19 protein-coding genes and 1 riboswitch are annotated in these 19,158 nt (G+C 66.8%); of the genes, 12 read left to right on the top strand and 7 right to left on the bottom strand.

The features are described 5' to 3' along the window. Positions 1–18: 18 nt before the first annotated feature. The 6 genes from tolB to FHS02_RS24730 all read right to left on the bottom strand — a co-directional run bounded on the left by tolB (position 19) and on the right by FHS02_RS24730 (position 4,952). Entirely contained in the window at positions 19–1,281 is a 1,263-nt protein-coding gene (gene tolB, locus FHS02_RS24755) for a Tol-Pal system beta propeller repeat protein TolB (RefSeq protein ID WP_137316771.1), read from the bottom strand. 2 nt (positions 1,282–1,283) lie between these two features. Beyond that, positions 1,284–2,252 (bottom strand): cell envelope integrity protein TolA, encoded by a 969-nt coding sequence (tolA, locus tag FHS02_RS24750; RefSeq protein ID WP_137316772.1) that lies wholly within the window; start codon positions 2,250–2,252, stop codon positions 1,284–1,286. A 3-nt stretch (positions 2,253–2,255) separates the two neighbouring features. After that, complete coding sequence (locus FHS02_RS24745; protein ID WP_229422411.1) at positions 2,256–2,696, bottom strand: ExbD/TolR family protein; 441 nt, start codon at positions 2,694–2,696, stop codon at positions 2,256–2,258. A gap of 15 nt (positions 2,697–2,711) precedes the next feature. Beyond that, entirely contained in the window at positions 2,712–3,404 is a 693-nt protein-coding gene (tolQ, locus tag FHS02_RS24740) for a protein TolQ (RefSeq protein WP_131147005.1), read from the bottom strand. A 208-nt stretch (positions 3,405–3,612) separates the two neighbouring features. Then, the gene (gene ybgC, locus FHS02_RS24735; protein WP_137316773.1) at positions 3,613–4,020 is read right to left on the bottom strand and encodes a tol-pal system-associated acyl-CoA thioesterase; all 408 of its coding nucleotides are present in this window, start codon (positions 4,018–4,020) and stop codon (positions 3,613–3,615) included. Between the two features lie 182 nt (positions 4,021–4,202). Continuing rightward, positions 4,203–4,952, bottom strand: coding sequence for an SDR family NAD(P)-dependent oxidoreductase (locus tag FHS02_RS24730; RefSeq protein WP_137316774.1), 750 nt, complete (start codon positions 4,950–4,952; stop codon positions 4,203–4,205). A gap of 162 nt (positions 4,953–5,114) precedes the next feature. Next, a riboswitch (ZMP/ZTP riboswitch) is annotated at positions 5,115–5,227 on the top strand. Positions 5,228–5,337: 110 nt separating this feature from the next. On the opposite strand from FHS02_RS24730, the gene glyA reads away from it, so the two are divergent. The 11 genes from glyA to FHS02_RS24675 all read left to right on the top strand — a co-directional run bounded on the left by glyA (position 5,338) and on the right by FHS02_RS24675 (position 15,554). Continuing rightward, entirely contained in the window at positions 5,338–6,582 is a 1,245-nt protein-coding gene (glyA, locus tag FHS02_RS24725; protein ID WP_137316775.1) for a serine hydroxymethyltransferase, read from the top strand. A 73-nt stretch (positions 6,583–6,655) separates the two neighbouring features. Further along, a complete protein-coding gene (nrdR, locus tag FHS02_RS24720) occupies positions 6,656–7,123 on the top strand; it encodes a transcriptional regulator NrdR (RefSeq protein ID WP_137316776.1) in 468 nt (155 codons plus the stop codon). Between the two features lie 217 nt (positions 7,124–7,340). Continuing rightward, positions 7,341–7,886, top strand: a complete 546-nt coding sequence (gene pilV, locus FHS02_RS24715) for a type IV pilus modification protein PilV (protein WP_137316777.1) — start codon at positions 7,341–7,343, stop codon at positions 7,884–7,886. Then, positions 7,883–8,806, top strand: a complete 924-nt coding sequence (locus tag FHS02_RS24710) for a PilW family protein (protein ID WP_137316778.1) — start codon at positions 7,883–7,885, stop codon at positions 8,804–8,806. Before pilV ends, FHS02_RS24710 begins: the two co-directional genes overlap by 4 nt. 2 nt (positions 8,807–8,808) lie before the next feature. Next, positions 8,809–9,399 carry a pilus assembly PilX family protein gene (locus FHS02_RS24705; RefSeq protein WP_137316779.1) on the top strand — a complete coding sequence of 197 codons (591 nt, stop codon included), beginning with the start codon at positions 8,809–8,811 and terminating at the stop codon, positions 9,397–9,399. 169 nt (positions 9,400–9,568) lie between these two features. Further along, complete coding sequence (locus FHS02_RS24700) at positions 9,569–11,626, top strand: pilus assembly protein (RefSeq protein WP_175424935.1); 2,058 nt, start codon at positions 9,569–9,571, stop codon at positions 11,624–11,626. Next, complete coding sequence (locus FHS02_RS24695) at positions 11,623–12,144, top strand: type IV pilin protein (RefSeq protein ID WP_308700801.1); 522 nt, start codon at positions 11,623–11,625, stop codon at positions 12,142–12,144. Before FHS02_RS24700 ends, FHS02_RS24695 begins: the two co-directional genes overlap by 4 nt. Further along, positions 12,072–12,719 carry a GspH/FimT family protein gene (locus tag FHS02_RS24690; protein ID WP_229422413.1) on the top strand — a complete coding sequence of 216 codons (648 nt, stop codon included), beginning with the start codon at positions 12,072–12,074 and terminating at the stop codon, positions 12,717–12,719. The genes FHS02_RS24695 and FHS02_RS24690 overlap by 73 nt, the downstream gene beginning before the upstream one ends. Before the next feature lie 89 nt (positions 12,720–12,808). Continuing rightward, positions 12,809–13,924 carry a bifunctional diaminohydroxyphosphoribosylaminopyrimidine deaminase/5-amino-6-(5-phosphoribosylamino)uracil reductase RibD gene (gene ribD, locus FHS02_RS24685; RefSeq protein ID WP_137317753.1) on the top strand — a complete coding sequence of 372 codons (1,116 nt, stop codon included), beginning with the start codon at positions 12,809–12,811 and terminating at the stop codon, positions 13,922–13,924. Between the two features lie 15 nt (positions 13,925–13,939). Continuing rightward, the gene (locus FHS02_RS24680; protein ID WP_137316781.1) at positions 13,940–14,566 is read left to right on the top strand and encodes a riboflavin synthase; all 627 of its coding nucleotides are present in this window, start codon (positions 13,940–13,942) and stop codon (positions 14,564–14,566) included. A gap of 7 nt (positions 14,567–14,573) precedes the next feature. Beyond that, positions 14,574–15,554, top strand: a complete 981-nt coding sequence (locus FHS02_RS24675) for a hypothetical protein (RefSeq protein WP_137316782.1) — start codon at positions 14,574–14,576, stop codon at positions 15,552–15,554. On the opposite strand, the gene FHS02_RS24670 is transcribed toward FHS02_RS24675, so the two are convergent. Further along, positions 15,529–17,277 (bottom strand): DUF885 domain-containing protein, encoded by a 1,749-nt coding sequence (locus FHS02_RS24670; RefSeq protein WP_137316783.1) that lies wholly within the window; start codon positions 17,275–17,277, stop codon positions 15,529–15,531. The two genes, FHS02_RS24675 and FHS02_RS24670, sit on opposite strands and share 26 nt — an antisense overlap. A gap of 83 nt (positions 17,278–17,360) precedes the next feature. Here FHS02_RS24670 and FHS02_RS24665 point away from each other — a divergent pair, with 83 nt between their 5' ends. Further along, positions 17,361–19,127 (top strand): cation:proton antiporter domain-containing protein, encoded by a 1,767-nt coding sequence (locus FHS02_RS24665; RefSeq protein WP_137316784.1) that lies wholly within the window; start codon positions 17,361–17,363, stop codon positions 19,125–19,127. Positions 19,128–19,158 lie beyond the last annotated feature (31 nt).

Genomic DNA, 19,158 nt, shown 5'->3' with positions numbered 1-19,158 from the left:
AGGTCTTTACTGCCTGTTTTACTTCATGAAAGGACCCCAGGTGGGCTCCTTGATTGCTCCGGCCTGAATGGTCAGGCGTTGCTTGACCCGGCCGTCCACCGACACCACCGCCAATGCCTTGCGCCCGCCCGATTCGGTGGAGTACAGGATGTACTTGCCGTTCGGAGCGAAGCTGGGGGCCTGGTCGTTGGTGTTATCCGACAAACGTTGCTCCTGGCCGCTTGCCAGATCCAATACATAGAGCTGGAAGTTGCCGTTGCGCCGGGAAATATAAGCCAGCGTCTTTCCATCGGAGGAAATGCGCGGGCTGATGTTGTAGTTGCCGTTGAAGGTCACGCGCTGCGCATCGCCGCCGTTCACGCTCATCCGGTAGATCTGCGGGCCGCCGCTGCGGTCGCTGGTGAAGTAGATCTGCTGGCCGTCGGCGGAGAACTGCGGCTCGGTATCGATGCCGCTGCTGTTCGAAATGCGGCGGATGCCGCCGCCGCTGCTGTTGGCGATGTACACCTGCGTGTTGCCCGTCTTCGACAGGGCCAGGGCGATACGGCTGCCGTCCGGCGACCAGGAAGGCGCCGAATTGCTGCCGCGTTCGTTGGCGATCACGGTGCGCTGGCGCGTGATCAGGTTCTGCACGTAGATCACCGGCTTTTTCTGCTCGAACGACACGTAGGCCACCTTGGTGCCGTCCGGCGACCACGACGGCGAAATGATCGGCTCGTTCGACGACAGTGCCAGCTGCACGTTTTCGCCGTCCGCATCGGCCACTTCCAGGCGGTACGACTTGCCCTGCTGCGTCACGTACGCGATGCGGGTGGCGAAGATGCCGCGCACGCCAGTCAGCTTTTCATAGACGTCGTCGGCGATCTTGTGGGCCGACAGGCGGGTGAACTGCGCCGGCGCCTGCTGGTCCAGTTGCGAGATCTTCGTGTTCTGGATCGTCGACATGAGCTTGTAGCGCACGTCGTACGTACCGTTCGGCTGTTTCTGCACGGTACCCACCACCAGCGCATCGGCGCCGCGTGCCTTGTAGGAGGCGGCGTCGACGGCGTTGATGTCGGCGATCGTGCCGGCATCGATCACCTTGAAGGCGCCGCTGCGTTCGAGGTCGGTCTTGATGACCTTGGAAATCTGCGTCGGCGACTGGCCTTCGTCGACGAACGCGGCCACGGCAACGGGGATCTGGTTGCTGCCGACGCCGGAGATTTCCACGCGCAACTGCGCCTGGGCGGTCAGGCTGGCCAGCATGCCAGCGGTGAGGAGGAAGGTGTCTAGTTTTTTCATGGTCAAGGCAAGTCTTTCAAATTAAACGTCGCGTCGATATCCCTTTCCACCGTGCCGTCTTTCTTTTTCGGCAGAGGCGACGACTTGGAAATCGCGTTCTCCACTGCGGCATCGTAGGCGGGAATTCCGCTGCTCTTGATCTTTCGGACCGAAATGATTTCCCCAGTCGGCAATTGCGAAATCTTGAAAACGGCCCGCGGATTGCCGGGAACGTCCTGGCTTCCCGCGTAGCTGATGTTGCCCTTGATCTTGGCCGTGATCGCGGCCACGTAGCCACTGTCCATGCGCGGCGCGGTCGATTTCTCGGCCGTGCCCGAACTGCCGCCGGCTGCACCCGTGATACGGCGCATTTCCTCGGCGCGGATCTTGGCAAGGCGGTCAGCCTCTTTCTTTTCCGCAGCCTTTTTCTCGGCCAGCTGTTTCTTCTTGGCGTCGTCTTCCTTTTTCTTCTTCTCGGCCGCTTCCTTCTGCTCGGCCAGGCGTTCCTCTTCCTCGCGCTTTTTCTTGTCGTCTTCTTTCTTCTTCTGCTCGGCGAGCTTGCGATCCTCTTCGAGCTTCTGCTTGCGCTTTTCCTCGGCCTTCTCGGCGGCGACGCGCTTTTCCTCTTCCTTCTTCTTCTCGCGCTCCTTCCGCAGCGCGATCTCGGGATCGGGCTTCGGTGGCGTCACTTCGCGCGGCGGCGGCGGCGCCACCGGGGTGGGCGGCGGTGGCGCCGGCTCCGGTTCGGGCTGCGGTTCAGGCGCCGGTTCCGGTTCCTCGGCGGGCGGCGGCGGCGGGGCGGCCTGCTGGGTCGTCAGGTCCCACACTTCCGCTTCCACCGCGACCGGCTCCGAACTCTGCCAGTTGATGCCACCCCACAGGAACAGGAACAGCAGCGCGTGCGTAGCCAGCGCGAGACCGAACGCGCGCCAGCCACTGTCGTGCCGGGGCACCCGGTACGGGCCACCCCTGTTTGCTTCACTCGTCGCCATGCCTTACTTCGTCGCCAGACCGACGCGGTTGATGCCCATCTTCTTTGCTTCCGAAATCAGCTGGATCACGTCGTCGTACTTGCTTTCCTTGTCGCCCGCGATCAGTACCGGATAATCGGGATTATCCTCGTGCAGCGCCGCCAGCTTGCGCACCAGTGCATCGCGGTTCGGCGCCGTCTCCGGCGCATCGGCATTCTTGCCCGCGATGCCGATCGACAGCGCACCATTGGGCTTGATGGTGACCTGGATGTAGGCATCCGGCGGGCGCACCGACTTCTCCGCATGCGGCAGGTCGATCGAGCTGGGGTTGTTCGAGCTCGGCATGACCATGAAGATGATCAGCAGGCAGAGCATCACGTCGATGTACGGCACCACGTTGATCTCGGATTTCAGCTTGCGGCCGCGGCCGCCGCGCATGCTGCCGCTGTTGAAGGAAGACGCCATGATGGTCCTTTCCCGTTAGCGCGACTGGCGCTGCAGGATGTTGGAGAATTCCTCGACGAAGCTTTCGAAGCGGATCGCCAGGCGGTCGATGTCGTGCGAAAAACGGTTGTAGGCCACCACCGCCGGGATCGCGGCGAACAGGCCGATCGCGGTGGCGATCAGCGCCTCGGCGATGCCGGGTGCCACGGCCGACAGCGTGGCCTGCTGCACGTTGGCCAGGCCGCGGAACGCATTCATGATGCCCCACACGGTGCCGAGCAGGCCGATGTAGGGCGACACGGAACCGACCGATGCCAGGAACGCCAGGTGCGATTCAAGCACGTCCATCTCGCGCTGGAACGCCGCGCGCATGGCGCGGCGGGCGCCGTCGAGCAGTGCGCCGCCATCGAACGTTTCGCGGTTGGCCGCCACGGCCTGCTTGCCCTTGATGAACTCGCCCATGCCCGCCTCGAAGATGCGCGACAGCGCACCGTTGTTGGCGCGGTTGCTGCCGGCGGCCTGGTACAGCTGGTGCAGATTGCCGCCGGCCCAGAACGTTTTTTCGAAATCGATCGTCAGCCGGCGCGCGGCGCGCACATCGAACCATTTCTTGAAAATGTAGGTCCAGCTGACGATCGAGAGGCCGAGCAGCAACGCCATGATCAGCTGAACGATCAGGTGCGCGTTGGAGATGAGGGCGATGAAGGAAAGATCTTGGGAACCGTTCATTTATGAATTAGTTAGAATGGTAAGTACGGCAAAAAGTCACACTGGCGACGGCATCCGCTCATTGGCGGCGTTGGCCAAAGTTGCGCAACCGACACGTTACGCAACCGGCTTCAGGCCACCGGCATCAGGCGCCCGGCATCATGCGACTGGCATCATGCAACCGGCATTATGCAGCCGCCGTCATGAAACCACTGTCATGAAACCACCGTCATGCGACATAAGCGCGCATGCGACCGGCAACGTCGTCGGGCACGGCGCGCGGGCGCAGCGCGGAATCGACGCAGCCGATCTTGACATGCGCCGTATTGAGCAGGGTCGTGCCACACCATGCCTGCTGCCGGAATACGACAGAGGCACGGCCAAGCTTCTCGATAACTAGTGTTAATTCTAGGGCATCGTCCAGTTTGGCCGGCGCATGATAGTCCGCGCTGACGTGCTTTACCACGAACATCGCGTCATGCTCATCGAGCAAGACCTGCTGGCCAACGCCGATCGCACGCAACCATTCGGTGCGCGCGCGTTCGAAAAACTTCAGGTAATTCGCGTAATAAACAATGCCGCCCGCGTCCGTATCCTCGTAATAGACACGGACTTTCCAGGTGAACTCTGAAGGCATGATGAGATTGCTACAAGTGTTATTAGGCAACATTCTACGCCATTTGGCATGTAACGTTGCCGAAAGTTTGCTGACACATTGTCAAGCCGGTCAGTTAAACAAATTCGCTGCCATCGACCAATACTTGTAACAATCGCTTACGATTGATTCGCCTGGGCAATTTGTCGCGGCTGATGAACCGCTTAACCGGCGCGCTTGATCGCCAGCGGTCCGGCAGCCTGGCAGGTCGGCATCAGTTCGATCATATTGATATTGACGTGTGGCGGCAGCGTGGCGATCCAGTAGGCCGTGGCGGCAATGTCGTCGGCCGTCAGCGGCGTGGTCCCTTCGTACACCTTTGCCGCCGCCGCGTCGTCGCCTTTCATGCGTACGTTGGAAAACTCCGTGCCGCCGCACAGGCCCGGCGCGATATTGGTGGCACGCACGCCGGTGCCCACCAGGTCGGAGCGCAGGTTCAGCGTGAACTGGTCGACGAATGCCTTGGTGGCGCCATACACGTTGCCACCGGGGTAAGGGAAGCGCCCGGCCACCGAGCCAATGTTGATGACCAGGCCGCTGTTACGCTCCACCATGCCGGGCAGGACGGCGCGGGTCATCGTCACCAGGCCGGTGCAGTTGGTTGCGATCATCGTTTCCCAGTCTTCCAGCTGCGCCTCGTGCGCCGGGCGGACGCCGAGCGCCAGGCCGGCGTTGTTGATCAGCACGTCGATATCGCGCCATCCTTCCGGCAGCGCCGCCAGTGCCGCGTGGATCGCCGCCTTGTCGGTCACGTCCAGCGGCACGGCGCGCACGTTCGGGCCCAGTTCGCCCGCCAATGCCGCGAGGCGGTCCTCGCGGCGGCCGGAGATCAGCACCCGGTGGCCATTGGTGGCGAAGATGCGCGCCATCGCGGCGCCGAAGCCGGCGGTAGCGCCGGTGATGAAGACGATCATGAGCTTTCCTCGCAATGCGGTTGGTTGTACGGTGGAGCCAGTCAACCCCCGATTGTAGCGGAAACGACAGGTTTGTGGTCGCGCTACCAACGACATGGCAGGCCGGCAACAGGCAGCTTCCTTGCTCTCGCACAGTACATCACATACAATCTCGGCTCCATTTATGTCTCACGTAACTGGCGAAAAGCGGCGATGCCCACTGGCACTGCGCGCGAAAGGTGGGTATCCACCGGGGAACGTGAGATGTCACAACGCCGTTCGCCTGGGCAGCCACGATGGAATCGCGCGGATGTGCGTGCGGACGGGCTGCCTTTGAGCACAGGTTTCCAACCTGCCCGGCCTTCGTCATTCGATCCTATCTGCCAGTCCTAATCGGAGTAATTTCATGTTCGCAAAAGATCACAACCTCGCATCCATCGACCCGGAACTGTTCGGCGCCATCCAGAACGAGAACAAGCGCCAGCACGACCACATCGAACTGATCGCGTCGGAGAACTACACGTCGCCGGCGGTGATGGAAGCGCAAGGCTCGCAACTGACGAACAAGTACGCGGAAGGCTACCCGGGCAAGCGCTACTACGGCGGCTGCGAATACGTCGACGTGGTGGAACAGCTGGCGATCGATCGCGTCAAGCAGCTGTTCGGCGCCGAAGCGGCCAACGTGCAGCCGAACTCCGGCTCGCAAGCCAACCAGGGCGTGTTCTTCGCCGTGCTGAAGCCGGGCGACACGATCATGGGCATGTCGCTGGCCGAAGGCGGCCACCTGACGCACGGCATGGGCCTGAACATGTCCGGCAAGTGGTTCAACGTGGTGTCGTACGGCCTGACCGCCGAGGAAGACATCGACTACGCGGCCATGGAAAAGCTGGCCCACGAGCACAAGCCGAAGCTGATCATCGCCGGCGCCTCGGCCTTCTCGAAGAAGATCGACTGGGAACGCTTCGCCGCCGTGGCCAAGGCCGTCGGCGCCTACTTCATGGTGGACATGGCCCACTATGCCGGCCTGATCGCCGCCGGCCTGTACCCGAACCCGGTGCCGCACGCCGACTTCGTCACGTCCACCACGCACAAGTCGCTGCGCGGCCCGCGCGGCGGCATCATCCTGATGAAGGCCGAGCACGAGAAGATCATCAATTCGGCGATCTTCCCCGGCATCCAGGGCGGCCCGCTGATGCACGTCATCGCCGGCAAGGCCGTGGCGTTCAAGGAAGCGCAGTCCGATGAATTCAAGGCTTACCAGCAGCAGGTCGTGAAGAATGCCGACGTGCTGGCGAAAACGCTGATCAAGCGCGGCCTGCGCATCGTGTCCGGCGGTACCGAGTCGCACGTGTTCCTGGTCGACCTGCGCGCCAAGAACCTGACCGGCAAGGAAGCCGAGGCGATCCTGGGTTCGGCCCACATCACCTGCAACAAGAACGGCATTCCGAACGACCCGCAAAAGCCGTTCGTCACCTCGGGCATCCGCCTGGGCAGCCCGGCGATGACCACGCGCGGCTTCAAGGAAGCGGAAGCGGAAGAAGTGGGCAACCTGATCGCCGACGTGCTGGACAATCCGAACGACGCCGCCACGATCGAGCGCGTGAAAGCCGCCGTCAAGGTGCTGGCTGACAAGTACCCCGTTTACGCGTAATCGTTGCATTGCTACTATCGGGGCGCCGGCCGTGAGGTCCGGCGCCTTTTTTTGATTCCATTCCGGCCCCTCCATGAAATGTCCGTTCTGCCAGCACGACGAAATCCACGTCCTCGATACCCGCGTATCGGAGGAAGGGGACGCGATCAAGCGCCGGCGGCGCTGCGGCAAGTGCGACAAGCGCTTCACGACCTACGAGCGGATTGAACTTTCGATGCCGTTCGTGGTCAAGAAGAACGGCAGCCGTACCGAATACGCCGAAGCCAAATTGCGCGGCAGCCTGATGCTGGCGCTGCGCAAACGGCCGGTGGCCGCTGCCGCCGTCGACGACGCGGTCAAGGCCATCGCGGAAAAACTGCTGACCAGCGGCAAGCGCGAAGTCGATTCGAACTACATCGGCGAGCTTGTCATGGCCGAGCTGAAGCGGCTCGACAAGGTGGCCTACATCCGTTTTGCCTCCGTCTACAAGAATTTCGAGGATCTCGCGGAATTCCAGGATGCCATCGAAGAGGCCGGGCAGGAGCGCAAGCGGCAGGAATAAGCCGGTCGTTTCACACCATATCCTTCCCAACAGCCTGTTTCCCCGATAGTCCAAGGCGCTCGCGTCCCCCAACTCGCGAAAACGATTGCAAGCCATTGCAAGCCGTCTGCGCAAACTTCATCCAGAACCTTCGTGCCGGTTGACGCGTCGTTGACAGGGCGCAACCGCTCCAGTCCGCTACCGTCTATCTTGGACGGCATTCTGACGGGAGGCCGCGATGCGCCATGTTGCCGGATTTACGTTACTGGAAGTGCTGATCGCGGTCCTGGTGCTGGCATTGGGCCTGACCGGCGGCGCTGCCATGCAGCTGCATGCGATGCGTACACGGCACGAGTCGGCGCTGCTGTCGGCATCGCTCCAGATCGCCGTGGCAATGGCCGACCGCATGCGCGCCAATGCCGGGCAGGTGCCGGCCATCTATCTCGGTGTCGACTACGACGCGCACGCCGGCGCCATGCCGGAAGCCCCAGGCAACCTCTGCCGGGCCGAGTCCTGCAATGCTACTGACATCGCCCGGCTGGACATCCACGAACTGGTGCGCCAGGTGCATGCCGCATTGCCCGCAGGGCGGGCACGCATTTGCCGCGACGCGCAACCATATGCGGCCGGACGCCTGCGCTGGGAATGCAGCGGCGGGGCGGATGATCCGGTCGTCGTCAAGATCGGCTGGCGCGGCAAGCGGGCGGACGGCACGCCGGCAGGCGAGGGCCGGCGCGGCGCACTGCCCGGCGTGGCAATCGCGGTGGCCGGAGTCCAGCCATGACGGCGCGGCGCCGGCATGCCGGCATTGGCCTGGTCGACATGCTGGTGGCGCTGGCACTCGGCCTGTTCGTCGCGCTCGCGGCAGCGGCGATGCTGCTGCTGGCGAACCGCGATTTCACCCATCAGGCGGCCGCCACTCGGCTCGACGATGGCGGCCGCTACGCGGTGGAGCTGCTCGGCCGGGCGATTCGCCAGGCGGCATGGACCGACCTCGAAGCGGGCGCGCCGCCGGCCGATGCCGCGGCAAGCATCGGCGGCCTGGATGACCGCACGCTGCCGCGGATGGCGGCCGGACTCGATGGTGCGCTGCGCGCCGGTGCCGTCCAGCGCAGCGACGTGCTTGCGGTGCATTTCGGCGGACTTGGCGGCGCCGGCGGCGACGGTTCCGTGGTGGATTGCGCCGGCTTCGCGATCGGTGCCGGTGAAGCCGGCTGGAGCATCTTTTATGTCGGCACCGCCGACGATGGCGAAACGGAATTGCGCTGCAAGTACCGGGCACAGTCGGGTAACTGGAATGCCGATGCCGTGGTGCGCGGCGTCGATTCGTTCCAGGTGCTGTACGGACTCGATACCGACCAGCCGCCCGATGGCATCCCGAACCGCTACCTGAACGCCAGCGGCATCCGCGCCCTCGATGCCGCCCTGGTGCTGGCCGGCGCGACGCCGGCGGAACAGGCGCACGACCTGCGCCGCAAGACACACTGGAAACGCATCGCCGTGGTACGCGTGGCCTTGCTGCTGCACGGCGACGCCCAGTCACGCACCGGCTCGCTGCCGATGCGCTACCACCTGTTCGGCACCCCGGGCGAGCCAGACGATCCGGGCACCATGGTCGACGAAGCCGCGCTGCCCGCGCCGTTGCGCTGGCGCGTGCGGCGCCTGTTCGACGGGACGGTGCTGCTGCGCAACCGGGCCGATTGACGATGCGGCGCACGCAACGGGGCGTCGCGCTGGTGGTCACGCTGGTGATGCTGGTGGCCGTGCTGATGCTGGCGGCAACCGCGGCCGGCATGGCATTGATGGGAGAAAAGGCGGCACGGGCCGAACGGGACCGGCACGTGGCGCTGCAAGCTGCGGAGGATGCGCTGATGGATGCGGAACGCGATATCGAAGAGGCGGCCCCCGACCGGGCGGCTCTGCTGGCGGCGCCGGGGGATTTCGCGCCGGGCTGCGGCACCGGCGCTGCGCTCGGCCTGTGCGGGCCGGCCGGACCCGGCGATCCGCCGCCGTGGCAGGTCGTCGACCTGGCGGCCGACGGTGCCCATGGTGCCCATGGTGCCGATGGTGCCACCGTGGCGCTGGGCCATTTCACCGGTGCGGCAATGCAGACAGGCGAGGGCGCACTGCCGATGCGGCGGCCCCGCTACATCATCGAGCGGCGGCCTTATCACCGCGCGGGCGACGAAGCCGGGGCCGCGGCCCGCTATTACTACCGCGTGACGGCGATCGGCTTCGGCAACCGGGAAGGCGTGCAGGTCGTGCTGCAGTCGGCCTGGCGCAGGCCTGGGGACTGAGCGGCGACAGGGCGGCAACCGAGTGCCGACACAGTGAGACTCACCGGAGAACGCGATGGGCAACACCGCCGATCAACGCAGCCGTGGTTGTATTTCAACGCATCTCGCACCGAACCTGGCACTGGGCCTCGCCGCATGCCTGGCCTTGTTCTGTGCGGTATGCCTGCCGATGGGATCCACGAATACGCGGGCCGTCGCGCTCGATGACGGCGCGGCCGCGCTGGGGTGCAGCGGCGCTCGTACCGTCCAGGGGCAGGCGCTGGCCATTCCGGCGACACAACTGCCGGCCCCGGACCCGGCCGGGCCATCCGACGCGAGCGTGTTCCAGGTATCGTACGACGTGTCGACCGGCAGCGGCACGCTGGCCCGCGTGCCGCTCGTCGTTGGCGATGGCGGCGTTCCCCGGCTGCTCGCTCCACTGTGGGATGCGGCGGCGGTGCTGGCTGCCACGCCGCCGGCCGCGCGCCATATTTTCACCAGCCACCCGGACGGGGCGCAATCGGGCGCCACGGTGCCATTCGAATGGGCCCGGCTGGCGCTGTCGCAGCGCGCCGCCCTCGACCGGCCGCCCGGTGGTACCGCCGCCGATGGTTTCGGCCCCGATCGCGTGGCCTGGCTGCGCGGCGAACGGGCGCTGGAAGGCAGCACGCTGCGCCGCCGCACCGGCTTGCTGGGCGACGCGGTGCACGGCACGCCGCTGTACCTGGGGGCCGGCTTGAACCTGTTCGGCGATGCCGCCTATGCCGCTTTCCTGGCGCGCACGCTGCGGCGCGCCCCGGCGGTCTACCTCGGCGCCAACGATGGCATGCTGCACGCTTTCGATGCGGGCACGGGCGCCGAACTGTTCGCCTACGTGCCGGCGCTGCTGGTGCCGGTGCTGAACGCGCTGCCGGATCCCGGCTACACGCACCGCGCCTATGTCGACGGTCCGCTGGCTGCCGGCGAGGCCTTGATCCGCGGCGCGTGGCGCAGCGTGCTGCTGGGCACACCCGGCGCCGGCGGCCGGGGCATGTTCGCGCTGGATGTCACCGATCCGGCCGCGTTCGATGCCGGCCTGGGCGCGCTCTGGGAATTCACGGAGCGCGACGATGCCGCCGTCGGCCACGTGATGCAGCCGGCGCAGGTGGCACGGCTGAAACTGCGCACCCGCAACGGCACGCCCGAATACCGCCACTTCGCCGTGACCGGCAACGGTGTGAATGGCCAGGACGGAAACGGCGCGCTGTTCCTGCTCGCACTGGACAGGCTGCCTGCCGAGCGCTGGCGGCTGGACAGCAATTACTACCGCCTCGACACGCCGGCAGTGGAAGCGGCGCTGCCTGCCGGCCTGGGCGCGCCGGCGCTCGTGACGGGCGCGGGCCACGTGCTGCGCCACGCATATGCCGGCGACCTGCAGGGCAGGCTGTGGCGCTTCGATTTCACCCGTAATGCCCCGTGGCGCGGCAATCCGGCCATGCAGCCTGTCTTCATTGCCCGCGATGCCACGGGCCGGCGGCAGCCGATCACCCAGCCGCCGAAGATCGTGCACGCCGAGGGCGGCGGCTACCTGCTGCTGTTCGGCACCGGCAGCCTGTATGGCAGGGCCGAGCGGGATCCGGCCCGCTTCGTGCCGCAATCGTATTACGCGGTCTACGACGACCCGGCCGCGCCGGCGCCGGGCGCGCCGCTGGGCCGCGCCGACCTGGTCGACCGCCGCGTCGATGGCGCGGCCGGCGACGCGGACTTCGTCGTTACCGGCCGTCCCGCGGCGTTCGGCGCCGGCGATCGGGCTAAGGGCTGGTACCTGGATTTCGCCGACGGCGCCGTGTCCGGCGAACGCAGTCTCGTCGCCGGCGCGCTCGCCGACGGCAAGCTGGTTTTCAGCACCGTGGTGCCCGGCAGCGATCCTTGCGCCGACAGCGCCAGCCGCACCTATGTGCTCGATGCGCTGGCCGGCTTTCCGGTGGATGGCGGCGGCAACGCGCAGGCAGGCGGCGTCACCGGCCTGCTGTCGCCCGGCCCGATCCATGGCGCGCCGCTGATCTTGCCCGGCCCGCGCACACGGACGACACGCGATCCGGCCGGCCGCGTGAGCGTGGCGCGCGACACGGCGATCGTCCATTTCACCGAAGGCGGCCTGGCGACCGATAGCAGCAGCGCCAGTTGGCCGGCGGGCCGCCTGTCGTGGCGGGAAGTGGCGAACTGGCGGCAGCTGCACCGCGCCGCAACGCAGGCAGGGCGGCCATGATGGGGCATGCAAGGGCGCCGGGCAGGAAAGGGACAAAAGGGACAAAAGGGACAAAAGGGACAAAAGGGACAAAAGGGACGACAGGTTTCACGCTGATCGAACTGATGGTGGTCCTGGCAATTGCCGGCTTGCTGGGCGCCATGGCCTATCCCGGCTACCGGCAGCATGTCATCCGCGCCAAGCGCATCGAAGGTCAGGTGGCGCTGCTGGCCTTGATGCAGCAGCAGGAGCGCTACTTCACGCAACACAACCGCTACGTCGCGTTCGGCGCCGCGGCCGGCACGGCCGGGACGCAGCAGTTCCGCTGGTGGTCCGGCAGCAGCGCCGCCGCCAGCGCCTACGAGATCGAAGGCAAGGCCTGCGATGGCGAAGACATCGCCGACTGCGTGCAACTCGTCGCCACGCCCGGCACGGCGCGCGTGGACAGAACCTATCGGGACCCGTCATGCGAACGATTGATCCTCACCAGCACCGGCGTGCACCTGGCCACCGGCCCGGCCACGCGCTGCTGGCGCTGACGCCGCCGGTCCGCCCGGCGGCGTTCACGCTGGTCGAAGCGATGGTCGCCGTGGCGGTCGCCGCCATCCTGATGAGTGCGGCCGTGCCGGGCTTTCGCGCGCTGCTCGAACGCCACGCCGTGCGCGCCGCGTCCGCCGACCTGCTGGCGGCACTGCACCTGGCGCGCTCCCAGGCGATCGGCCGCGGCGAGAACGTCGTCGTCGCGCCCGTCGATCCGGCCGGCGTCGCGTGGCGCGACGGCTGGGCCGTATTTGCCGATACCGATGGCGATGCGCGGCCCGGACCGGGCGAAACGGTGCTGTTCAGGCACGGCCCGGCGCCGGATCGGCTGCGTATCTGGTCACGCCTGACGCACGCTGCGCCGCCTTTCTATGTCGCCTATAATAGTGCGGGCCGTACATGCCGCGCCAGCAACAGCCTGGCCGCCAACTGGGGCACGCTGTCGCTGCAGCTCGGCAGTACGCAGCGCAACATCAAGATCAACATGCTGGGCCGCGCGCGGCTGTGCGATCCCCGGCTGGAAAGCGGCTGCAGCATGGCGAACGAATCCGCCAGCGAAGCGGCCGGCGAATGAGAACCATGGAAACCAACGACACCCGCAACGCGGACCCCGCCATCACGGACGACCCGGCCGGCCAGCGCATCGCCGACGATGCGGCCGGCATGCGCCTGGCGCTGCAATGGGCCGAGCGGGGCCTGTACAGCACGTCGCCGAACCCGCATATCGGTTGCGTCATCGTCAAGGACGGCATCGTCATCGGCGCCGGCGTCACGCAGCCGGCAGGCCAGGATCACGCGGAAATCCAGGCGCTGAAGGATGCCCAGCGCCGCGGCTTCGACGTGCGCGGCGCCACCGCCTATGTAACGCTGGAACCGTGCAGCCACTATGGCCGTACGCCGCCGTGCTGCGACGCGCTGGTGCGCTCAGGCCTGGCCCGCGTGGTGGCGGCGATGGAAGACCCGAATCCGCTGGTGGCCGGGCAGGGCATGGCGCGGCTGGCGCAGGCCGGCATCGCGGTATCGTCCGGCCTGCTGGCCGACGAAGCCCATGAACTGAACATCGGCTTTTTCTCGCGCATGACGCGGCAGCTGCCGTGGGTGCGCATGAAAACGGCCGCCAGCCTGGATGGCATGACGGCGCTGCACAATGGCACGAGCCAGTGGATCACCGGCGCGGCGGCACGCAGCGACGGCCACGCGTGGCGCGCCCGCGCCTGCGCCATCCTGACCGGTATCGGCACCGTCAAGGCCGACAATCCGCAACTGAACGTGCGTGCCGTGGCAACGCCGCGCCAGCCGCGCCGCATCGTCGTCGACAGCCGGCTCGAGATCGACCCGGGCGCCCGCGTGCTGCAGGGCGGCGGCACGTGGATCGTGGCGGCCGTGACGGACCACGAGCGCGAAGCGCGGCTGCGCGACACGGGTGCTGAAATCCTCACGCTGCCGAACGCCCACGGCAAGGTCGACCTGGCCGAGCTGATGCGCGAGCTGGCACGGCGGCAGGTCAACGAGCTGCATGTCGAGGCGGGCACGAAGCTCAATGGCTCGCTGGTGCGCGAAGGCTGCGTCGACGAACTGCTGCTCTACCTGGCGCCCACGCTGCTGGGCGATGCGCAGGGCATGTTCGCGCTGCCGGCGCTGACTGAACTGGCCGGCAAGTACCCGCTGAAATTCCACGAGGCGAAGATGGTGGGCGACGACCTGCGCATCCTGGCGCGCTTTATGGACAAGGCCAACGTCGGCGACAAGACCAGCGTCATCGACAAGAACATTCACTGAAAGAGAAATCACACCATGTTTACCGGAATCGTCGCCGCTGTCGGCAATATCGCAACCGTAACCCCGCTGCCCGGCGGCCATGATGCCGGCGTGCGCCTCGTGATCGATGCCGGCGGCCTGCCGCTGGCCGACGTGGCGCTGGGCGACTCGATCGCCATCAACGGCGCCTGCATGACCGTCGTCGAGAAAACGGCGGACAGCTTCGCCGTCGACGTGTCGCGCGAAAGCCTGAACTGCACGGCGGGCCTGGACAGCGTGGGCGAAGTCAACCTGGAAAAGGCGCTGACCCTGCACGAGCGCCTGGGCGGCCACCTGGTGTCCGGCCACGTCGACGGCCTGGGCATCGTGCGCAAGTTCGAGCCGGTGGGCGAATCGTGGGAACTGGTCGTCGAGGCGCCGGCCGCGCTGGGCAAGTACCTGGCGTTCAAGGGCTCGATCGTCGTCAACGGCGTGTCGCTGACGGTGAACCGCGTGGAAGACGTTGCCGATGGCTGCCGCTTCTCGATCAACCTGATCCCGCACACGATCCAGGTCACCACGCTGAAGCACCTGAAGGTGGGCGGCAAGGTCAACCTGGAAATCGACCTGATCGCCCGCTATGTCGAACGCATGCTGTCGGTTGGTAAAGACGTACAAGGCTGACCGGCCGATGAAGACGCTGGCCGGCCTGCTGTTCGCTGCATGCTGCGCCGGCGCGGCGCCGGGCAGCATGGCGAGCGGCAACATGCCGCTCGTGTTCGAACCTGCCGGCCGCCAGACCATGCCGGGCCGCGAGATCTGCAAGGACAATCCCGCGCGGGCCTCCGGTAACGACACCGCCGCGATGACCGCGCTGCTGGCGGCGCCCGAATACGCATCGGTGCGGCCGCTGTTCAACGCGGCGCAGCCGCAGGTGATGTGGTGGATCCGCAGTGCCGCGTCGATGGACCTGCAGTCCCTGCTGACGGCGTTCCACGAAGCGAACCACATGCTTGATTTCGCGCTGTCCGCGTGCCATGGCAACCGCGCGGTCTTCCACTTCCGCGGCGAGATCCACGTGACCGACTACGTGCGCGGCCAGGCACCAGGCTTCGTGCTGGCGGACAGCGAAATCCCGGCGGACATCAAGGCCCAGCCGAATGGCCGCTACGCCGTCTACTTCGGCAACCGCAATGTCAACCGCGGCGATTTCTTCCCGCTGATCGATGAACTCAATGCCCACGTGGCCGGCGCCGAATTCGAGGTGGCGCTGGCCGGCACGCCCCTGTATCGGGCAATGGCGGAGCAGGCCAATTCGATCAACGGCAATATCGGCGGCATGGCCGATTTCATGCTCTACACGGGCGCCTACCTGAAGGCGCTGCGCGCCAGCGATCCGGATGCGTGGAAACGGCTGGTCGCGCGCAAGAAGATGATGGCCCACGTGCAGCGGCTGTGGACGGCCGCCGAAGCCGTGCTGGCCAAGGCGGCGCCGCTGGCGCCGGAGCACGGCGGCCTGTACCAGTATCCGGTGGCCGCCCTGAACGCGGCCTATGCGCCGGCGCTGCTGGCGGAACTGGAAGCGGCCGGGATCCGGCACGGCGGCCGCGCGCCGCAGCCCAAGCCCGTGCAAGTGCCCGTGTCGGTCAGCGCGCCTTCCGCGGCGCAATGAATTCCTGCAGCACGGCCGCCTGCAGCAAGTCCGGCGGCAGGATGCCCTGGGCGATCACGAAGTCGTTGAACTCCTTCTGCCGGAACTTGTCGCCCAGCTCGATCTCGGCCAGCGTCCGCAAGGCGCGCAGCTTCACGTAGCCGTAGTAGTACGAAGTGGCCTGGCCCGGCGTGCGGTACGAGTAGCGGTCCACCTCGGACTGCGCGAACGGTTCGGACAGCACCACCTCCCGCATCAGGAAGGCCTTTGCTTCGGCGGGTGTCATGCGCCCCAGGTTGATCATCGGATCGAGCATCGCGCGCGCCATCCGCAGCATGCGCATCTTCAGCGACACCAGCTGGCCCTCCGGCGGCATGTAAGGCAGCATCAGCGCTTCCGAGTACAGGCCCCAGCCCTCCACGTTGGTGCTGTTGAAGGCGAAGTTGGCTCGCGCGATCGACATGCCCTGTTCCACCATCGACGCGAACTGCAGTTCGTGGCCGGGGCGCGCCTCGTGCGCGGACAGTGTCCACGCCATGGCCTCGTAGTCGAAGTCGTCCATCTTGCCCTTCGATTTCGGATTCGACAGCGGAATGACGAATTCGCCGTACTCGCCCGTGTTGCCGATCAGGCGGGGCGGGCTCATGAACGGCGCCGGGATGGAAGCCGCCTCGGCTTCCGTGGCGGTGCGGATGTTCGGCGCGCGCTGGGGCAGGGTCACGATATCGTGCTTGCGGATGATGTCCTCGATATCCTGCACCCGCTTGCGGTAGTAAGGCAGCAGTCCGTCCGCCGGGAGCGACGCTTTCTTCAGCTCGCGGATCACGTCGCGGTAGTCGCTGGAAGGCAGCTTGCGCTGCGCGGCGATCGTAGCGGCGACCACCTGCATCTGGTCGCGCACTTCCTGGAAGTCGAAGCTGGCGCGCTCGATCATCTGTTCGGGCGTGATGTCGACACCGACGTTGACGAGCTGGTCGATGTACAGCGCGGCGGGGAGCCGCACTTCCTTGCGGGCGCGCGGCATGATCGCCTTGCGGGTCCAGTCGTCATAGGCGCTGACCTGCTTTTTCAGCGTCTCGAAATCGGCTTCCCAGCCGGTCAGCTTGGCCTCCTTGAACAGGTCGGCGATGCCGGCGAGATAGGTGGCGTTGTTGGCCAGGCCATCCTCGATCTCCGCCACGTAAGGGCCGATCAGTTGCCGGTTCGCGAGCCGTTCCTCGCTGCGCTGGCGCACCAGCGTGGCCAGTGGCGCGGTACCCTGTTCACCGCCGACGTAGCGCTTCAGGCGCACCAGCGCGGCCTTCTGGCGCTCCGGCTTGTTGCGCGGGTCGAGCAGTGCCTGCAGGCCGCCGTACACCAGTTCCGCCACGTTCACGTAGTTCAGCAGGTAGCGGTGTTCCAGCTTCATCGTGGCGATTTTCTTTTCGCGCGAATCGATCAGGATATCCAGGTCCTGGCGCACCTTCGGGTCCTGTTCGGCCGCGCGCTGGCGCCGCAGCGATGCCAGGCGCTTCTCGGTATCGGCCAGTTCGCGTTCGTAGTCGCGCGGCTTGAAGTCGGCCACCGCGGTATCGAACTCCTCGCTGCCCAGCGACGAGGCGTTCTCGGGCTGGTACTTGCCGGCGTCCTGCAGCACGGGCTGGGAATAGGCGTCGCTTTTGGCGACCCAGGCGGGAGCGGCGGTGGCGATCGCACTGCATAGCAGCAGGGCGGTCAGGGTGGCGAGGCGGCCGGCGTGTCGCATGAAGCTTCCTTTCTGTTCTTTACCCGGGCGGGCGAAGGCACGATTGTATGCCGCGCCGCCGCCGGTTGAAATACACTCGCACCATGACCGTCTCCGATCTTCGCGAAGCCCTGCTGTTCCTGCTGCTGGCGGGACTGGCCATCCCCTTGCTGCAGCGGCTGCGCATCAACCAGATGCCGGGCTTCCTGCTGGTGGGCCTGTGCTTCGGCCCCCATGGCCTGGGCACCTGGGCCGGCGACCTGCCATGGCTGGCCGACATCACGTTCCACGACGTCGAAGACGTCAGGATGTTCGGCGAGCTGGGCATCCTGTTCCTGATGTTCATGATCGGCCTGGAGCTGTCGCCGGCCCGGATCTGGGCACTGCGGCGCGACGTGTTCGGCAGCGGCGTGCTGCAACTGGTACTAACCGCGGCCGCGATCGGCGCGATCGCTTTCGCCTTCGGCAACCCCGCCGCGCCGGCGCTGACGATCGGCGTCACGCTGGCGATGTCGTCCACGGCCGTCGTCATGCAGCTGCTGAGCCGCGGCGGCGCGCTGGGCACGCCGCTGGGGCAGGCCTGCTTCGGCATCCTGATGCTGCAGGACCTGGCCGTGGTGCCGGTGCTGATCCTCGTCGAAGGCCTGGCCGGCAACAGCGGCGCCGCGCTGGGGTGGGCCCTGCTGCTCGCGGTGGCCAAGGCCGCGGCCACGATCGCCCTGGTCTACGTGGCTGGCCGGCGCCTGGCGCGCCCCCTGTTCGCCGCCTTTGCCGTGCAGCGCCAGCCCGAGGTCTTCGTGGCGCTGATCCTGCTGCTGACGCTGGGCGTGGCGGCGGTCACCGCGGCGGCCGGCCTGTCGATGGCGCTGGGTGCGCTGCTGGCCGGGCTGCTGCTGGCCGATACCGAATTCCAGTACGAAGTCGAGATCATCGTCGAGCCGTTCCGCGGCCTGTTGATGGGCATTTTCTTCATGGCGGTCGGCATGGAGCTGGACCTGCGCATCGTTGCGCAGTATCCGCTGCTGCTGCCGCTATCGGTGATCGGCCTGCTGGCGGTCAAGGGCGGAGTCGTCGCGCTGGTGCTGCGCCGGCTGGGTTGGCGCCGGGCCGTGCGCGCCGGCCTGCTGATGGGGCAGGGCGGCGAATTTGCCTTCATCATCCTCGGCTACGCGGTCGGCGCGGGGTTGCTGGCCGGCGCGACCGGCCAGTTCATGCTGATGCTGGTCACGGCCAGCATGCTGGTGGCGCCCGCCGCCGCCGCGCTGGGCGAGCGCTTGGAGCGTATCAAGCGCATGGGGCGGCACGCCGGTGGCGCCGCCCCGTCCGAACCGGACCCGGAGGGGACGCAAGCCGCTCCCCGCGCGGGCCACATCATCATCGGCGGCTACGGCAGGGTGGGGCGGCTGGTGGCGGACGTGCTGGCGCGGCAGGGCATCGCGCACGTGGCGGTGGAGCGCGACCACCAGCTCGCGGCGGCTGGCAGGGAAGGCGCGTCGAACGTGTTTTCGGGCGACGCGTCGATGCCGGACATGATGGCGCGCCTCGGCGTGGGCCGGTCGGCCGGGGTGGTGCTGACGATGGACGATCCGAAGGCGGCCCTGCAGGCGACGCACGCCCTGCGGCGCCAGTACCCGTCGATCCCGGTCTTTGCACGGGCGCGCGATGAAAAGCATGCCCGCCTGCTGAAGGACGCGGGAGCCGCCGGGGTGATCTCGGAAACGGTGGAATCGGGCCTGCAGCTGGCCCATTTCGCCCTTGGCGCGGCCGGCATGCCGGAAAGTGCGGCCGGCTTGCATATCGGCGTCGAGCGCTCGGAGCGGCTGTCCAGGCTGGCGCCCGCCGAGGGCGGAGCGCCGCCGGCGGGAGAGTAGCAACTGCGGGTGAAGGGTTAACCGCGGGCTA

Origin of the sequence: Pseudoduganella umbonata (assembly GCF_014192225.1) — a bacterium.
GTDB lineage: Bacteria > Pseudomonadota > Gammaproteobacteria > Burkholderiales > Burkholderiaceae_D > Rugamonas > Rugamonas umbonata.
This window is presented reverse-complemented; position numbering and strand designations above follow the sequence as displayed.

Excerpts from the sequence above, each read along its gene's own strand:
- tolB (WP_137316771.1), bottom strand. The coding sequence starts at position 1,281 with ATGAAAAAACTAGACACCTTCCTCCTCACCGCTGGCATGCTGGCCAGC.
- tolA (WP_137316772.1), bottom strand. The coding sequence starts at position 2,252 with ATGGCGACGAGTGAAGCAAACAGGGGTGGCCCGTACCGGGTGCCCCGG.
- FHS02_RS24745 (WP_229422411.1), bottom strand. The coding sequence starts at position 2,696 with ATGGCGTCTTCCTTCAACAGCGGCAGCATGCGCGGCGGCCGCGGCCGC.
- tolQ (WP_131147005.1), bottom strand. The coding sequence starts at position 3,404 with ATGAACGGTTCCCAAGATCTTTCCTTCATCGCCCTCATCTCCAACGCG.
- ybgC (WP_137316773.1), bottom strand. The coding sequence starts at position 4,020 with ATGCCTTCAGAGTTCACCTGGAAAGTCCGTGTCTATTACGAGGATACG.
- FHS02_RS24730 (WP_137316774.1), bottom strand. The coding sequence starts at position 4,952 with ATGATCGTCTTCATCACCGGCGCTACCGCCGGCTTCGGCGCCGCGATG.
- glyA (WP_137316775.1), top strand. The coding sequence starts at position 5,338 with ATGTTCGCAAAAGATCACAACCTCGCATCCATCGACCCGGAACTGTTC.
- nrdR (WP_137316776.1), top strand. The coding sequence starts at position 6,656 with ATGAAATGTCCGTTCTGCCAGCACGACGAAATCCACGTCCTCGATACC.
- pilV (WP_137316777.1), top strand. The coding sequence starts at position 7,341 with ATGCGCCATGTTGCCGGATTTACGTTACTGGAAGTGCTGATCGCGGTC.
- FHS02_RS24710 (WP_137316778.1), top strand. The coding sequence starts at position 7,883 with ATGACGGCGCGGCGCCGGCATGCCGGCATTGGCCTGGTCGACATGCTG.
- FHS02_RS24705 (WP_137316779.1), top strand. The coding sequence starts at position 8,809 with ATGCGGCGCACGCAACGGGGCGTCGCGCTGGTGGTCACGCTGGTGATG.
- FHS02_RS24700 (WP_175424935.1), top strand. The coding sequence starts at position 9,569 with ATGGGATCCACGAATACGCGGGCCGTCGCGCTCGATGACGGCGCGGCC.
- FHS02_RS24695 (WP_308700801.1), top strand. The coding sequence starts at position 11,623 with ATGATGGGGCATGCAAGGGCGCCGGGCAGGAAAGGGACAAAAGGGACA.
- FHS02_RS24690 (WP_229422413.1), top strand. The coding sequence starts at position 12,072 with ATGCGAACGATTGATCCTCACCAGCACCGGCGTGCACCTGGCCACCGG.
- ribD (WP_137317753.1), top strand. The coding sequence starts at position 12,809 with ATGCGCCTGGCGCTGCAATGGGCCGAGCGGGGCCTGTACAGCACGTCG.
- FHS02_RS24680 (WP_137316781.1), top strand. The coding sequence starts at position 13,940 with ATGTTTACCGGAATCGTCGCCGCTGTCGGCAATATCGCAACCGTAACC.
- FHS02_RS24675 (WP_137316782.1), top strand. The coding sequence starts at position 14,574 with ATGAAGACGCTGGCCGGCCTGCTGTTCGCTGCATGCTGCGCCGGCGCG.
- FHS02_RS24670 (WP_137316783.1), bottom strand. The coding sequence starts at position 17,277 with ATGCGACACGCCGGCCGCCTCGCCACCCTGACCGCCCTGCTGCTATGC.
- FHS02_RS24665 (WP_137316784.1), top strand. The coding sequence starts at position 17,361 with ATGACCGTCTCCGATCTTCGCGAAGCCCTGCTGTTCCTGCTGCTGGCG.